This window comes from ANME-2 cluster archaeon (assembly GCA_019429385.1).
In the GTDB taxonomy this organism is placed as follows: Archaea; Halobacteriota; Methanosarcinia; order Methanosarcinales; family Methanocomedenaceae; genus Methanocomedens_B.
Map to the genome: position 1 here is coordinate 1 of JAHYIS010000007.1, position 15,037 is coordinate 15,037.

14 protein-coding genes are annotated in these 15,037 nt (G+C 40.2%); 6 read left to right on the forward strand and 8 right to left on the reverse strand.

Annotated elements, in window-relative coordinates; genetic code table 11:
- Both K0A89_03965 and K0A89_03970 read right to left on the reverse strand, forming a co-directional pair.
- The coding region (locus K0A89_03965; protein MBW6517641.1) for a hypothetical protein at nucleotides 1-1,535 on the reverse strand (1,535 nt) is incomplete at its 3' end.
- Nucleotide 1,536: 1 nt separating this feature from the next.
- A complete protein-coding gene (locus K0A89_03970) occupies nucleotides 1,537-4,731 on the reverse strand; it encodes a hypothetical protein (GenBank protein MBW6517642.1) in 3,195 nt (1,064 codons plus the stop codon).
- A gap of 710 nt (nucleotides 4,732-5,441) precedes the next feature.
- Here K0A89_03970 and K0A89_03975 point away from each other — a divergent pair.
- The gene (locus K0A89_03975) at nucleotides 5,442-6,152 is read left to right on the forward strand and encodes a phospholipase D family protein (GenBank protein MBW6517643.1); all 711 of its coding nucleotides are present in this window, start codon (nucleotides 5,442-5,444) and stop codon (nucleotides 6,150-6,152) included.
- 385 nt (nucleotides 6,153-6,537) lie between these two features.
- Here the strand turns inward: K0A89_03975 and K0A89_03980 are convergent, their stop codons facing one another.
- Both K0A89_03980 and K0A89_03985 read right to left on the reverse strand, forming a co-directional pair.
- Complete coding sequence (locus K0A89_03980) at nucleotides 6,538-7,137, reverse strand: hypothetical protein (protein ID MBW6517644.1); 600 nt, start codon at nucleotides 7,135-7,137, stop codon at nucleotides 6,538-6,540.
- Between the two features lie 82 nt (nucleotides 7,138-7,219).
- A complete protein-coding gene (locus tag K0A89_03985; protein MBW6517645.1) occupies nucleotides 7,220-7,939 on the reverse strand; it encodes a hypothetical protein in 720 nt (239 codons plus the stop codon).
- 421 nt (nucleotides 7,940-8,360) lie between these two features.
- Here K0A89_03985 and K0A89_03990 point away from each other — a divergent pair, with 421 nt between their 5' ends.
- Both K0A89_03990 and K0A89_03995 read left to right on the forward strand, forming a co-directional pair.
- Entirely contained in the window at nucleotides 8,361-8,573 is a 213-nt protein-coding gene (locus K0A89_03990) for a hypothetical protein (protein ID MBW6517646.1), read from the forward strand.
- Nucleotides 8,574-8,577: 4 nt separating this feature from the next.
- A complete protein-coding gene (locus tag K0A89_03995; protein MBW6517647.1) occupies nucleotides 8,578-8,994 on the forward strand; it encodes a type II toxin-antitoxin system VapC family toxin in 417 nt (138 codons plus the stop codon).
- A 79-nt stretch (nucleotides 8,995-9,073) separates the two neighbouring features.
- On the opposite strand, the gene K0A89_04000 is transcribed toward K0A89_03995, so the two are convergent.
- Nucleotides 9,074-9,283: a hypothetical protein gene (locus K0A89_04000; protein ID MBW6517648.1), complete on the reverse strand. Its 210-nt coding sequence runs from the start codon at nucleotides 9,281-9,283 to the stop codon at nucleotides 9,074-9,076.
- 39 nt (nucleotides 9,284-9,322) lie between these two features.
- On the opposite strand from K0A89_04000, the gene K0A89_04005 reads away from it, so the two are divergent.
- From K0A89_04005 to K0A89_04015, 3 genes are all read left to right on the forward strand, one after another.
- Nucleotides 9,323-9,508, forward strand: coding sequence for a hypothetical protein (locus K0A89_04005; GenBank protein ID MBW6517649.1), 186 nt, complete (start codon nucleotides 9,323-9,325; stop codon nucleotides 9,506-9,508).
- The gene (locus tag K0A89_04010; GenBank protein ID MBW6517650.1) at nucleotides 9,496-9,783 is read left to right on the forward strand and encodes a type II toxin-antitoxin system RelE/ParE family toxin; all 288 of its coding nucleotides are present in this window, start codon (nucleotides 9,496-9,498) and stop codon (nucleotides 9,781-9,783) included. Before K0A89_04005 ends, K0A89_04010 begins: the two co-directional genes overlap by 13 nt.
- Nucleotides 9,784-9,957: 174 nt before the next feature.
- Entirely contained in the window at nucleotides 9,958-10,119 is a 162-nt protein-coding gene (locus tag K0A89_04015) for a hypothetical protein (GenBank protein ID MBW6517651.1), read from the forward strand.
- 169 nt (nucleotides 10,120-10,288) lie between these two features.
- Here K0A89_04015 and K0A89_04020 read toward each other — a convergent pair whose 3' ends face one another.
- The 3 genes from K0A89_04020 to K0A89_04030 are packed head-to-tail and all read right to left on the reverse strand — an operon-like array spanning nucleotide 10,289 to nucleotide 14,964.
- Nucleotides 10,289-11,983, reverse strand: coding sequence for a glutamate--tRNA ligase (locus tag K0A89_04020; protein ID MBW6517652.1), 1,695 nt, complete (start codon nucleotides 11,981-11,983; stop codon nucleotides 10,289-10,291).
- A 44-nt stretch (nucleotides 11,984-12,027) separates the two neighbouring features.
- The gene (locus K0A89_04025; GenBank protein MBW6517653.1) at nucleotides 12,028-13,323 is read right to left on the reverse strand and encodes an NAD(P)/FAD-dependent oxidoreductase; all 1,296 of its coding nucleotides are present in this window, start codon (nucleotides 13,321-13,323) and stop codon (nucleotides 12,028-12,030) included.
- A 24-nt stretch (nucleotides 13,324-13,347) separates the two neighbouring features.
- A complete protein-coding gene (locus K0A89_04030; GenBank protein MBW6517654.1) occupies nucleotides 13,348-14,964 on the reverse strand; it encodes a TIGR03663 family protein in 1,617 nt (538 codons plus the stop codon).
- Between the last annotated feature and the right edge of the window lie 73 nt (nucleotides 14,965-15,037).

Genomic DNA, 15,037 nt, shown 5'->3' on the forward strand with positions numbered 1-15,037 from the left:
TCACGCTTAAGATCATAATAGGTTAGTTTTTCTTCCTTGCTTAACCAGGATAAAATAGACCTTACTTTCACAATCTCGTTCATCATACCCATCGGGAATGCACCCGAACCAACTGCCGGATCAACGATTTTTATATCTTTCAATAAATTGTCAATTTTGTCCCGGTTATTTTTAATAGAAACAGGGATGTATTTTTCATCAGCAACAGAATCAATGGTCAATTGCTGCGCATAATCCCCGTACTGGATAAATGTTTCAATATCAGTAACAGGAATATCCGTATTTGTTTCAAGATAATTGATCAGACTCTGCTGGCACATATAATGAACGATTTCCCTTGGCGTATAAAATGCGCCCCTGGACTTCCTGTCAGTTACATCCAGCAGGTTCTCAAACACTTTACCCAGCATTTCAGGGTCAACAGCCACCTCTTTATCTAACGGTTCGTCCTCTTTGACAGTGAAATTGAACCTGTCAAACGTATCCAGGATTTTTTCAAAAATAGAATTTTCCAACGGTATTTTGACGTTAACCCAGTCATAATCATTGATCGGCTCAAACAGACCGCCATTTAAAAAGGGAATCTTGCAGTTCAACTTGCTATAAAAATTATCATCATATTCTCTTGATAATGCTTCATAGAATAAAGGTTCAAGTATGTCATTAAAGAAATTTTCATACGGGACTATCTCTTTATTGAACAATTTACTGACGAACTTCTTAGGACCTTCTCCCCATTCCTCAAATTTGCCAGACTCTTTATCCTTGCCAACCCCGAGCCAGCCTTTTTTCTGGAGGAAATAAATAAAAACGATTTGACCTAACAACTTTTTTGAAAAATCTATCGTTGAAATACTCTTCTCATCAAATTCCACTCTCACATCAGGATCATTATCGATGATATCATCCAGCGATCCCTTTAATTCTAAAAATAATTCTTTATACGTCAAGAAGAATTCCTTGGTGACGTTATCAATACTGAAAGCATCTTCAATCTCATCAATTGAAGGGTTTTTATCTTCTTCAGTTATCAGGTCCAAAAATTGTCTTCTGCATGTGTGATTGGGTTCATTCACACCCACAAGATAAGAGTACCTTTTAGCAGGTGTCAGGTCTTCAACTGGCTTAATCTTTCCAGATTCTTCCCTCTCAAGGTGGTAATCCAATTTCACAAAAGAAAAACGCCAATCTTCCGGATCATCTCCGTAGAAAGCCACCAGTGCAGCATCTTTATGGTTATTACCTAAATATTTTGCAACAATATTTCTCTGCTTAGTCCTGGCTTTATCCTTGTAGACGGTTTCCTTTTTGAGTTTAACAACAAGCACATCAATTGCCTTTTTTGAATTATCTATGTAATTCCCCATGCGTTGATAGGAATCAATATAATTTAAATAATCCTTACTGACATGCAAGCTAACAGGTGCTATTTCAATTTTATTGAATATTTCTTTAATAAATTTTTTGAATCTAGCCTCGTCAAAATTGGTATTAAACGTTTCATCCAATAAATTCTCTGCACGTTGTTTATCCATATTATTCCCCTTTATGCAAATACTCTGAAAGAATCACTTCTCTTTTTCCTCTTGTATCAGCCGAACTGGTAACAAATGCTGACTGGAAGAACTCATCAGGAATGCCGGATTTAATTTTTGCATAAATTTTGAAAGGATTTATTTCATTCTTTGTTTCATCGATTATCTTTTTGATTGTCGCCTTTGGCAAACTTCCATCACGCAAAAGAGATAATACATCCCTGAGATAATCATTTTCTATACCAGTAAACTCTGGACTATCCTCGATAGCACGGATTGTTTTAATGAGTTTGGCTTTATTCCCCTTGCTTCCTGCTGGCTTAAGCGATTCAGATTCTTTTATGAATACATCTGCAAACTCCTTTTTGTTTAACTCAAGATGGTTATAAAATTCAGGCTCGATTTTTTCCCGTTTTGTATCAATACCAGCTTCAAATATTTCAGCAGCCTTTTCAAAATCAATTTCTTCCGAGCAGATTCCAGAAACATTCCCTGTGGTTTTAAAAATCTTCCTGACCTTTCCTTTTCTAAGAAAGGTCACAGTAGACGTATAATCCTCAATATATTTCTTTGCACTTCTTGCTTTTTTCGGGAGCTTCTTTATTTTATTAAACAACTCCTTATCAGTATCCCTGAGTTTTCTCAAAAATGTCAGGTGCCTGAGTTCAGGGTCGTCTTCATCCTCTCCAATAATAGACTCCCTGGAAGTTAATCGCTTATACAGGTCATGAGATTTTATCTCTTCATCAGTCAACAATCTTGCATCATTGCCAAGCATCTCAATGAAAGCCTCGATTTTCGCTTCGGCTGCTTCCTGTAAACTGATATTTTCATTAATAGGCCCTGCCGGGAAGAAATTATACGTATATATCCTATCAAATTTCGAATCCACACGATTTATACGTCCAACTCTTTGCATCATCCGTGTGGGATTCCATGGAATATCATAATTTATGACAACATTTGAACGATGCAGATTAACACCCTCAGCTAAAATCTCAGTTGAAATCACGATGCGTATATCATCCTTTTGATTCCTTGCATTTGCATCAAAATTATCAATGACCTCTGTTCTTTCAGCCGGTGACGAAAAACTGGAAAATGCCCTCACTTTGTTGTCAAATACAGGATTTAGCATCTCTTCAAGGTAGTGCGCCGTTTCCTTTGATTCAGTAAAAACAATCAATTTATTATTCGCCAGAACAGAATCGCTTTTCAATAGTTCGATAAATGTCTCAAGTTTAGGGTCATTTTTTACTTTACTCCATAAACCCTGAATTTTCTTCAAAGCCTTTAAATCATCCTTTAAGTCCACAATAAATTCATCGTAAAAATTATCGGATGCATATGTTGTGGCTTTATCTTCATCTATTAACTTCTGGATAGATTCGTCATCATCATTGTCCAGATATTCAAATATCTTGTTTATGTGCTTTTTGCTGACATACACATTCCCTTTTTGGTATTGCTCTATGAATTTTTCATATGAATAAATGAATCTCGAAATAGATTTATTAAACGCAAATATACTACTTTCCAGTCTTTTTAACAATAAAACCCTCATAAAAGCTTGCATGTTACGCTGTGAAATTTCCTCTATATTTGTAAGGCTCTTTTTGAGATATAGTATCGGAGTGTATCTTGCATATTTAAACTGATTGACAATTATATCAACAGTATCAGTAAAAATACTTTCCAGTTCCTCATCAAAATTGTATAAAATTGGCTCAGGGTCACCAACCTCAGGGAACGATAACTTCTGTTTCTTCAAATCCGCTCCATAATTTTCCATAATGGCAGACCTCGTGCGCCTAACCATTAAATCTTTAAGAACATTTTTCCGAATATCTTCTGCATTTTCCCTAACTACTGAAAGATATTCTTCTTTATCATGTTGCCTGTCAAGCCCATTTAACTTACTTTGCAGTCCCTTAAAATACCTCTCTAAATCCTTTACTTTTGGACTTCGTAGAGTGGATTTATGTGCATCCTGGAATAATTTGATCTGGCTTAAAATGTCAAATGGAGTATTATTAAGAGGTGTTGCAGAAACTAAAATCACCCTTTTACCTCTGCAAATTTGAGCTAATTTCTCATAAGATTGAGTTGATTCGTTCCTGAAACTGTGGGCTTCATCTATTATTACATTTTTATATTTCTCAGTCCCTCTCTTGGTAATATCCTCAAGTTTTCCCCGTGATTCGATATACGCCTGCCGAATTCCAAAATCTTCAAAAACATTTGTCCATGACCCTGGATTATCCCTGTCAACCAAAACAGGTGGTGCAATTACTATTGTTCTGCCATCTAACTGCTGGGCTAACATTGTGGCAATAAATGTTTTACCAAGACCTACAACATCAGAGATGAATACTCCGCCGAATTCTTCGAGCTTCAGTTTCGCATCCTGTACAGCATCTCTCTGATATTCTAAATCCATAAAATTCGGTGGACGGTAAAAATCCTTTACATCTTCTAAATCTAGATTTATTCGTTCTTCGAGATATTCATAAAGGAATTTTAGATATAACTCATAAGGCGTAATTTCATCGTTTAACCACGTTTTTGCCTTAATAGTCTCAACATATTCATCAGAAACATCAACTGATTTATCCCACAACTTATTGAATTGGTCTAATGCAAATTTATGATCCGAACGATTCTTCAATTCAACATTAAATTCCAGATTATTCCTCAATCCTGATTCGGTAAAATTGCTTGACCCCGTAATCACTCTTCCAGTATCACGATCTCCCTCTTTGAAGGTCATTATATAGAGCTTTGAATGTATTTTTTCAGCCGGATATACTCGAATCTCTAATTTGCCAGATGTAATCCATTCAATGAATTTAGATGCGCCATCTGCCACTTCAATTGTATCATCAGAATCTTCCAGTTCTGTTATGACTTTGTTTGAAAAATCCTCTTTTGTTTCTTTATGCGATAATTGTAATTCCGTTTGAACTGAATGTTTTGATTCCTGGATTAAATTATAAGTTTCCTTGTTGGTGCTGATACCAATTAATATTCTGATTTTCTCAGTATTTTCTAATGACTTGTATATTGAATGAAATCCACTTGTATAGAAATATCCAACCAGACAATCAAAATACTGGGAATCTTTAATAAGAGCGGCAAATCTATCTACCAACTTATTATTTTCCTCGTTTGTAATGAATGTTAAATCGGTAGTCATAATAAACCAACATTTTTTAACAATTTAACTCAGGTTTAAAATTGGTTTCCATTTATCAGACTATTTCTTCCTATATATGTTCAATCCGATTTTGATATCTTCCTTATCAGGAATAAGTTAGTTACCTTCAGTCGATGCAATAATTATAGTTTTGCCAGAAGATGATGGGCCAAACTCTTTCGACAAATCAACTTTAATAGTTAATATGTCTCCATCTTGTGTCATTTCAACATTCTTCATATCGTAGCACATCTCCCTATATTTTTCAACTAAATAGTCATCAATTTCGTCAGAACATCTCAGAAAAGAATAACCATTTTCTAAGACTATTATTATCTTGAAAGGTTGAATTGGTTTAAATGTTTTGTTATAATCCCAATATATAATTTATGCAGTGGTTAAAACCACAAAGAAAGCAAAGCCAAATTAGCAAAATCCTTTGCGATGAACCAAATAATGAAACCTGCCCCCATCCCTTCTTCAACTCTCATGCCGCCCCTTAGTCTTCACTTTACAGGGTGCCCCTCCCGGTATGTTCCGCCTGCCCTTGTGGTGTGAGGGCTGGCAGGCGCTTTTCGCTTATTCCTGCGGGCTTTGGGTGCCAGATATGAATATGTCCATGGTATATACAAAATTTCTGCATAATATTTAAAACAAAACAATTTTATTGAATCACAATTTATAGTAGTACAATAAATGAGGTGCCGAAAATGGCAGAGTTTTTAACGACTACCGGAATATCCTATAATCTTGAAAAATTAATTAAAAATTCAGAAGAAAAACTTTTTTTAATTAGTCCTTATCTACAAATAGCAGACAGTCTCAAACATCTAATAACAGAGAGAGATTTACGAAAAATCGACATAAGAGTGGTTTATAGGAAGGATAATAAAATAAATGCCGAAGATATGAGTTTCTTGCAAGAATTAACTAGTGTTAAAATTTCGGCTCATGAAAATCTTCACGCAAAATGTTATTTAAATGAAAATACAGCAATTATAGCTTCCATGAACCTGTATCAATATTCCCAGCAAAATAATCGTGAAATGGGTATTCAAGTTGAGAAAGAAACGGAACCTGAATTATATAATGATATTTTCAAAGAGGTAATGACAATTATACAAACAAGTCAGGAACCGGAATTTTCAGTGAAAAAATTGAAAACAGGAAAACCTGCAGTTTCCAACAACGTCCCTATAAAAAATAAACAATCACAAAATGATAGAGGTTTTTGTATTCGCTGTGGAAATGACTTAAAACTTAATCATGAAAAACCTCTTTGTTACAATTGTTTCAACATTTGGAAAGAATATAGTAATCCAAATTATAAAGAGAAATTTTGCCATGCTTGTGGAACTAAATATAACAGTACTGTTGAAAAACCTATTTGCATTGACTGCTATAAGAAATTGGCAAAATAATAATTGGAACATATTCAATTTCTAAATCATGTTAACATAGCAGTATGATCTTATCCTCATTCCTCCCTTCTTCCCCTTTCCTGCTGCCCCTTTTGGTTCACTTATGCAGGGTGCCCCTCCCGCTCTGCTCAGCCTGCCCTTGTGGTGTGAGGGCTGGCAGGCGCTTTTCGCTTATTCCTGCGGGCTTTGGGTGCGAAGTGGGGAGGGATGCCTGGGTGGAGGGTTGCAAGGTGGGGGGCTCGAAACTAAATTTCGAATTTACACTTCCAACCTTCGTTCTATTCACTACACTGATTTAAGTCTAAAACCAAGTATTTCGTATGATTTGGCACAGATCATCATTAAATGACAAATGGTTTTCCTGAAAATAAAGGAGTTTGAAGTGTCAAAATTGTTTACAATAAAAATCAGAATCATCAAATTCCATATCATTAGCGATATTAATAAAACCCATTTTGCATTTCTTAGCAAAATCTCTATCATCAAGGAAGAATTCAATTGGTTTTATATATTCAAGATTTGTCATCAATTCATGAAATATCCGTCCATCATTTGTGTCCTTAAAATGAATATCAGCAAGTGATCTTTTCACAATATTGAGCCTTTTATGATTTAATAACAATATTTCAAAGCCAGGATGGATCTCTTCGATTTTGAAAATGATCGAATTTGATAAATTTAATGACAGTTCTGATAAAAAATCAGGTAGATCGTCTATTTCATTGTCTTTAAAAAAAATTGAGATTTCATGATATACCAGATTTAGAAAATTAGATAGCCCTGGTTTTGCAGCTTTTAAGTTTTTGAACTGCTCTATTAAAAAAGCCTGGGAATCCAATGTACTGATACTGGAGCTCTGATAAATATCAGGTAGAAATCTGATAATATCAACCATAACTTCATTTATTTTATTTCTCAGTACGTTATGTGATTCCATAATTGCTGAATGACATAAATACAATTGTTCATTCCGTTTATCATCCATCAAAGCTATAGATGTTTCATGAAGTCGATCATTTGTATTAATTATTCCTAAAATGATATTAGTATCAAAAGAAAAATTCATTTTAAGCCTCTAAGACTTCAAAAACAGCATTATAATTTCTTGGAATTAATTCGTCATTAAAATTAGATAAGCTCAAATTAGTTACATCATCCTGAAGATCTTGAAAAGAAATCTTTCCCCTGTGAAAAGCCTCGATTCTAAGCAATGAAACATTAATCATTATCCAGATATCAACATCATCTACCTTTTTTAAGGATTTCTTTATTAATTCATGAATGTTAAAAAAGTATTGATATAGGACTAATAACTGATTGGTATTTTCAGCCTTGTCCCATATTTTAAATTTAATCTCTTCCCTAATGGATGAAATTCTTCCATTTAGTTTTCTTAAAGTTATTCTAAAAAGTTCCGTTTGCTGTCGAGGTTCTAAGTTTGTTGAAAACGATTTTAGTTTCTTGAAACTTTCATTGAAATCCTGGAGAATAGCAATTTGATCTTCTAGTTTATTTTCGATAGTTCCTAAGTCGTCTTCATAAATATTAATTGAAATAATATCTGTTAAAGCTTCCAATAATTTTTCTCTTGTTTCAAAGTCCAATTTCAAAATTTGGTCTAATTCCTTTTGAATCTGATAAAGTCTATGCATTGATCTTAGATAATCAACTGTGCCAATTACTGGTCGCATAACTAATGTAATACTCTCAAATATATCGGATGAAAAAACATCCAGAATATAGTTAATAGATTTAAATTGGCTGTTAGACGAATAATGAGCGTTCATGATAATATAATCCTATTAATGACTTAAATCCATTTATAATCTAGCTTATTTAAGTTTATTGTAAAGCTTCAAATGATGCCTGAAATGAAAAATCATCATTAACATTGTTGATGTCTTCAGCCCCCATCCCTTCTTCAACTCTCATGCCGCCCCTTAGTCTTCACTTTACAGGGTGCCCGTCCTGATCATCTCCGCTCGCCCTTGTGGTGAGGGGGGCTGGCAGGGGCTCGAATCGCATTAAAAAGCAGGCGTTTGGTGGGCTATTCAACTGACCCTGCCACCGCTGCCCTTCAAGGCGGCATGGTGGCAGCCAACATTATTGATACACAAATATCTGCATAATTGGAGTTGGAACATCTTTATAACATTTAGTGTTAATAGAATAATCAAAGTTAATCAAAATCTAACCAAGGTGATACTATTGGAAAGCATCGAAGCAATCAAAAAGCATTTGGATTACATGTCCCATGAAATTGTTGAAATGAAGAAGCTAATAGTTGGCCTGGAATCAGATAAACAAAAATCCAATAGAGCATGGGATGATTTAATGAGTGCATCAGACCAAATATCGGAAAAATGGATTGAAGTCTCAGCTGCAGATGAAATAAGATCACAACGAGAAAAGACGTGGTGAATCTGTGAATATTTGTCTGGATAGTTCTGTTATTGTAGCAGCATTAAGAAAGCAAGAAGTCCATCATGAAGCTGCTAGAAATTTATTGGAAAGTATTAAAGATGGAGAACATATTGCTATAGAACCTTACATTGTTTTAATTGAAATTGTTGCTGCCATAAAACGAAGAACAGGTTCAACAGAACTTGCCAACAGAGTGAAAAATGATTTTTTGGCTATAGACACCATAAATTTTATGGACCTTGAATCAACCAGGGCAAGTCATGCATCTGAAATTGCAGTGAATCTTGGGGTAAGGGGAATGGATGCTATTGTTATACAAATAGCAAAAGAGTTTAATGTCCCCCTCATTACATTGGACAAAGAAATGATCGAAAAGGCTAAATCCTTCGTCGATATCAGTGCTGTAGAAGATTTGTGAATTAGCTACGATTTGATTAAAACTATTGGGGAGACACTAAATTTTAGCCCTCTCTGTGCATCTGTCATATCAATGATTATTATTTAACATATCCATCCCCATCCTTTTTCAGTTCTCCTTCCGCCCCCTCGGTTTCACTTTTTAGGGTGCCCCCTCCCGCTCTGCTCAACCTGCCCTTGTGGTGATGGGTGCTGGCAGGCGCTTTTCGATTCTTCCTGCGGGCTTTTGGGTGCGAAGTCGGACTGATACTTAGGTGAGTGTTTGTAGGTATGGATTCTGTTGAAAACAATTATTAACAATTAAAGCATCCATTTAAATGAGGTAAAATATGGGTAATGTTAAGGACGAAGTAATAAAAATGATACATACAATGCCAAATGGTGTTTCAGTAGATGATATAATGGCTGAGTTATATTTTCGTCAAAAAGTGGATGCTGGTTTATATGCTCTTGATAGAGATCAAGGTATTGAACACGAGATAGTAAAAGAAAAACTTACTAAATGGCTAGAATAATCTGGTCTCCTAATGCATCAGATGATTTGGAGTCTATCTGTGAATTTATTGCGATAGATTCTGAGTACTATGCTCGATCGTTCGCAAAAGGAATTATTAAGGCTATAGAAAGACTCATTGTATTTCCTGAATCAGGTAGAATCGTCCCGGAATATAATTTGAATAATATTCGTGAAATAATTTATCAGAATTATCGAATTGTCTATAGGATCAAGTCAGATATTATTGAAATTGTAACTATAGTCCATGGTGCAAGATTGTTAGACCACTTTTAAGTTATCCTTTTTTGACTCGTTGAGCCAAATTTGTATATTTACACACTCCTTCCGCCCCTTCATCTTCACTTTACAGGGTGCCCCACTCGTTATGTTCCTCCTGTCCCTGTGATAAGGGTGCTAGTAGGCGCTTTTCGATTCTTCCTGCGGACTTTGGGTGCGAAGTGGGGATGGATGCTTTTGTGGGGGGTTGGAGGGGGGGCTCGATTTGCATTAAAAAGCAGGCATTTGGTGGGCTATTCAACTGACCCTGCCACCGCTGCCCTTCAGGGCGGCATGGTGGCAGCCAGCCGTGTTGATTCATATTGCCTGGGGTTTGGAGAGGCAAGAATATGAAACCGGATGCAGACTATGGATGTGATTCCTGTCGCACCTTGTTGGTTTACTCATACAGGGTACCCGACCTTTATCCGGCATATTGGAATAGGATATGTGGATTGAACATGTTTCCTTCAAAAAATGGCCAGATCACCGAACAAAAAGCAACGTATTCAGCATCCTCACATTACTTGTGCGTAAAATAAGCCACAACCCCACCATCAGCACTATCTATCCTCACATACCCGTACCGTTCGAACTGCACCACCCTGTCAACCTCAGTGGCAATACCAGCCTCGCCAATCCCTTCAACCTCACCATCAGGCGTCAGCACCTTCACAGGTATCCCGTCCACGGGAGCCCAGTGGATAATGCGGCCGCCCCCCTTCTTTACGGTCTCGATATCATGTCCTGCAAATTCGGCCGTGCCCTCGCCAGTGATCCTGATATTATACAGCTCTTTCAACCTGAACAGGTCACCCGGTTTTGCATTCCCGATATCCTGGTTGCATACCAGCACGCTGTGCTTCACCGTAATTTCCCTGGTACCCCTGGCCACAGTCGGGTGCAGCGAAGGTTTCACAACAGTGGGTTGTGTACCCGAGAGCTCAAGTTTCACCGGCTCCCACACAAAGAAATACCGGTTTGCGTCAGCATCGATCAACTTGCGGTTCTCGGCATACAGGTTATCCAGGCTCAGGCTCACATCGGTCTCGCCCACACCCATATCAACGAAGAACTTGCGCAGAGCTTCCGGCCTGAACCCACGGCGGCGAATGGCCCGAAGCGTCGGCAGCCGAGGGTCATCCCAGCCAGAATACTCGCCTGCCTCAATAGCCGCACGCAGTCCGCTGGTACTGAACTTGCCGAACTCGTGCATCTTCACACGGCCCCAGTGGGACGTGCGGGGATAGGTCCAGCCCAGGTAATCATAAACATACTTCTGCCGCAGCTCGCTGTCCATCAGGTCCTTGCCCCTGATGATATGGGTCATACCCAGCACGTGGTCTTCGATGGCCCCTTCAAAATCCAGCAAAGGCCAGACCACATACCTGTCACCCACTTCCGGGCGGGGATGCGGTGTCCTGATCACCCGGAATGCACCCCAGTCACGCAACGCGGGGTCCTTGTGCTTGATATCTGTCTTTATGCGCAACACCCCCGCCCGTTCCTCGTATTCACCAGCCAGCATCCGTTTCCATTCACGCAGGTGGTGTTCAGGCGCCGTGTCCCTGTGCGGGCATGCCTGTTTTGCATCCTTCAGCTGCTTGAACTCATCCTGGGTACAGGTACACACATAAGCATGCCCGGCCTTGATGAGCGTTTCTGCATATTCGTAATAGATAGGAAGCCTGTCCGATGCCATGACCACCTCATCCGGGTTGGCACCCAGCCATCTGCAATCTTCCAGGTACCAGTCATAGGCTTCCAGCATAGGCCGCTTGGTCACGGGGTCGGTGTCATCGAACCTGATAATGAACTTGCCCCCATATTTCTTCACGTACTCGCTATTGACCACGATACCACGGGTACTCCCAAGGGTGGGCGGACCGTTGGGGTTGGGCGCGAACCTCATAACTACGCCTCCTTTTGCATCCGGGAGTTCCTTTAACCCCTTATCCGGCTCCTTGCGCAGCGAAAGTTCAACTATTAACTCGGGAGCCATTGTTTCCAGTTCAGTCTGCCACTGTTCCAACGATCCGCTGGCAATATCTTTTAGTGCTTCGCCCAACAGGGGGCCTATTTCCTTAGCCCTCTGGCGCAGTTCGGGATGTTCCCCCATCAATTTGCCCATAACCGCACCCTGCTGCGGAGCTTTGCCGTATTTTACGGCATTCTGCAAAGCATATTTCTTAACGAGAATTTCAATATCTGCTTCCATATACCGTTCAAGATGTACTGGTAGCACATAATTATTTGCAAAAATTACCTGCCCTTTACAAAAGCATCCGCTGCCGCATACCCTGCCTTGACGGAGCCGTTCATGCTGCGCTCGGGATAATTTGCTTCCGAGAACATCCCGGCAAGGTACAGCCCATCGAGACTGGTCTTATACGGCAGTATCCTCTCAGCATACCCGGTTTCATACACGGGTGCGGTTCGGGCATCCCGGCCCAGTTCCCACCACAGTACAGCAGAGCGGTCAAACCCGGGATACATGCTCTCAAGACCATCCATGAACATCTTCATCACTTCAGCTTCGTCCAGTGCATACAGCGGGTCCTCGCGGTCCTGGAAGTATGACGCAATATAGAGCAGATGCTCACCTCCGTAATCCGATGCTGGCATGAAATTCGTATGCTCGATAAGTGCTCCGAACGGGACATTAGCCTTGATGTTGAGCCAATAGGTACCATCTGTCATCAACGGCTTTGACATACCAAGCAGGGCACAGCACGTACCCTGGTAATGAATGGCTGTGGGGTCAAAATCAAGTACATATGGTGCGAACATGGATGCAAGTGCCATGGGAGGTACCGTGGAGATCACCGTATCACACGACAAACTGCCTGCATTGAGCCGTACACCCGAAATCCGCCCCTCATCCAGCACTATCTGCTCCACACCATTACCCGTAATTATCCGCCCGCCTTTTTGGTGTATCGATTCTGCCAGTGCACTTATCAGATGCTGGAATCCATCCCTGATATACCCCAGTCTCTCCCCCTCAGCACCCCGGTTCGAGCGAATCTTGACCCTGCCGACCAGCCAGGCCGCACTGACCACGGCTGCGCTTGACCCGAACTTGCTGTTCAACAGCGGCTGGAAGAAATTGTTGAAAACTCCTTTCCCTGCTGTCTTGATTATCCACTCACCGGCCGTGATGGTATCGTATGACCTGACATCCTTGACAAGTTTGGTCCTCATCACCAGCAGCCCCAGCCTGAAAATATCCACGAACGACATAGGCGGGAATTTCAGGATCTCAAGGGGAGTGTTCATTGGATATGCCCTACCACCCCAGTAATAACCAGTGGTACCTTTTACCCACTTGATCCGTCCTGATAGCCCCAGTTCTGATATCAATTCCTTCAATTCGGTATCGCTGGAAAAAAAATGGTGGTAATATTTCTCTATATGATAACCAGCCACATGGTAGCTCTGTACCATCCCGCCCAGTTCACGGTCTTTCTCAACCACCGTAACGTCATGTTCATCACAAAGCCGGTAAGCTGCTGCAAGTCCGGCCAGTCCGCCGCCGATAATGACTATCTTGCTCATAGTTTTTAAATCCCCTTCATCGTATTATCTATAGAACAACACCACACCGTATTCACTTTGCGGTCTGTTCATCCAACGGTACAGTATGAAGTAATAATTAATATCCTCTGTCGAGTACCAGTACCATGCCATTTTGGCACTGTCAAGACGCTGGTATCTATCGCTTACTACCTGGTCCACATAATCTGCATCCGTATCATGGACGATGATGATGGGCGCGTCCAGTACCGGGTCAGTTTCCAGGTCTACTCTCCACTTTACATTTTTGTAGTGACGTAACTGCCATAATAACTGGGTCTCCATTTCCACATCCGTGACCTGTATCTCAGTGTAAAACCCTTTGTGCTGCTTTGCAGTCTCATGCAGGGTTGTAAGAAATTCCTGGTATTTCTGGGGCGGCTGGCTGGCCTGTATCAATGGCTCGGCTGGGTCTGAATAATTCTTATAGTTCAGGTTATAACTGGTATAGAGGAATAATGATGATGTGGATACCAGTATGACCACCAGGACCGCCTCAGCCCATCTTGGCCGGTGTTTAAGGGAAGGTACGATCTCACCAAGGTATGCGCCAGCTATCAATATTGCCGGAAGTAAGGGATGCAGTATCAACCAGGGTACTTTCTCACCTATATAGGCATAGGCTGCAAGGTTGACAGCCAGGAAATAGACAAGGAAGGCCATAATGGGATTTTCCCTGTTCTTTATGAACCGTACGGTATATTCTATGCTCCCTAAAAATGCGAACATGGCTATCGGAAGCTCGTACAGGAACAACAGCGGGAGATAATAATACGGCGGACCGCCGATACGCTCTACTTTATGCATCTCATACCAGTGAGAGAAAGCAGTGAATACCGCATCTTTTACTGCTTCAAAGTCCTTAAAAAAATAGGAATAAAAAACAACGTACATTGAAAGGAACACTACTACGAACAGACCGACATCCAGCAGGAACCTGAACATGTTCTTCTCAATGAATGCAATCGTGTCATGTTTCAAATGTCGGGTGCGAAATCCCTGCCATAGCCTGTACAATACATATATTCCAGCCGGAAAACCCAGCAGTGCCAGGGTAACATATGCATTCTCCTTGGCAGTGACCGAAAATGCCAGTGCGGCAGAGCCCAATGCCACATATATCAGCCTGTCGGGATTATTTCTTTGCTCAAGATATTTTGCCGCGCTCAGAATGGCTGTCAGCGTAAAGAAGGTGATGAATATATCATTGCGGTAGAACCGGGAATAGTACAGAAAGGAAGGTGAAAATGCAAAGAATGCAGCTGTAATAAGCCAGCCCGGGCGGCCCAGATAATGCCTGAAAGGATAAACCAAAAGCACCATACCCACGCCGGTCAGGGCAGGGACCAGCCTTGCTGCGAATTCAGTATCACCCATGATGTTGAACACAACCACAGTAAGGTAATAAAGAAAAGGTCCATGGAATACCGGATTATAGGTATAACTACCGCCGGTGAATAATTTGTACGCAAACGAGCCAACTGCGGCCTCATCATGGTGGAAAGGGCGTACATCGAGCTGGTACAGGCGGATGATCGTCGCTGTTATTACTATTGCACAGAAGATGAGGAGGTCAGGGTGGTTAAAAAATGGTCTTTTGCTTCTTGTTTCTGCCTCTATCATATGGTCTATGATTTTGCTGGATGGTATTTAAGCATATTCAAACATACCCATATTTTTATTATTAATACGAAAT